Origin of the sequence: Paraburkholderia sp. SIMBA_027 (assembly GCF_046535315.1) — a bacterium.
GTDB classification, from domain to species: Bacteria; Pseudomonadota; Gammaproteobacteria; order Burkholderiales; family Burkholderiaceae; genus Paraburkholderia; species Paraburkholderia tropica.
The window spans coordinates 1-1465 of sequence record NZ_JAWRWY010000058.1; the positions used below are offsets into that span (position 1 = coordinate 1).

2 rRNA genes are annotated in these 1465 nt (G+C 50.6%); both read right to left on the reverse strand.

From position 1 onward, the window contains the following. Positions 1–188: 188 nt before the first annotated feature. A 5S ribosomal RNA gene (gene rrf / locus SB764_RS38075) occupies positions 189–304 on the reverse strand. Between the two features lie 55 nt (positions 305–359). Then, positions 360–1465, reverse strand: a 23S ribosomal RNA gene (locus tag SB764_RS38080); the annotation flags it as partial.

The following is a 1465-nucleotide window of genomic DNA, read 5'->3' on the forward strand; positions in this document are numbered from 1 at the left end:
CTCCTTATCCATATCAATTCGAAGAAAATAAGTACAATCCTTTTAAAAACTTTTTACAAATACAGACATTTTAAGGGGAATAATGTAAAAAAATGTTTTTTATGAAACAAAAATCGGATATATCAGATATAACGTTTTTCAATAATATTTAAAAACCCACCACTATAAATTAGTGGTGGGTTTCTTTTGCCTAGCAACGTCCTACTCTCGCAGGGGGAAGCCCCCAACTACCATCGGCGCTAAAGAGCTTAACTTCCGTGTTCGGTATGGGAACGGGTGTGACCTCTTCGCTATCGCCACCAAACAAATTGAGAGTGTTCTCTCAAAACTAGATAACAGGTGTGACATCATTCAAAAATATGGTTAAGTCCTCGATCGATTAGTATCTGTCAGCTCCATGTGTCGCCACACTTCCACCTCAGACCTATCAACCTGATCATCTTTCAGGGATCTTACTTCCTTGCGGAATGGGAAATCTCATCTTGAGGGGGGCTTCATGCTTAGATGCTTTCAGCACTTATCCCGTCCGCACATAGCTACCCAGCGATGCCCTTGGCAGAACAACTGGTACACCAGCGGTGCGTCCATCCCGGTCCTCTCGTACTAAGGACAGCTCCTCTCAAATTTCCTGCGCCCGCGACGGATAGGGACCGAACTGTCTCACGACGTTCTGAACCCAGCTCGCGTACCGCTTTAATGGGCGAACAGCCCAACCCTTGGGACCGACTACAGCCCCAGGATGCGATGAGCCGACATCGAGGTGCCAAACCTCCCCGTCGATGTGGACTCTTGGGGGAGATAAGCCTGTTATCCCCGGGGTAGCTTTTATCCGTTGAGCGATGGCCCTTCCATGCGGAACCACCGGATCACTAAGCCCCGACTTTCGTCCCTGCTCGACTTGTAGGTCTCGCAGTCAAGCTCCCTTGTGCCTTTACACTCTGCGAATGATTTCCAACCATTCTGAGGGAACCTTTGGGCGCCTCCGTTACCTTTTAGGAGGCGACCGCCCCAGTCAAACTGCCCACCTGACACTGTCTCCCCGCCCGATAAGGGCGGCGGGTTAGAAGGTCAATACAGCCAGGGTAGTATCCCACCGATGCCTCCACCGAAGCTGGCGCTCCGGTTTCCAAGGCTCCTACCTATCCTGTACAAGCTGTACCAACATTCAATATCAGGCTGCAGTAAAGCTCCACGGGGTCTTTCCGTCCTGTCGCGGGTAACCTGCATCTTCACAGGTACTATAATTTCACCGAGTCTCTCGTTGAGACAGTGCCCAGATCGTTGCGCCTTTCGTGCGGGTCGGAACTTACCCGACAAGGAATTTCGCTACCTTAGGACCGTTATAGTTACGGCCGCCGTTTACTGGGGCTTCAATTCAGAGCTTCGCTTACGCTAACCCCTCCTCTTAACCTTCCAGCACCGGGCAGGCGTCAGCCCCTATACGTCACCTTACGGTTTTGCAGAG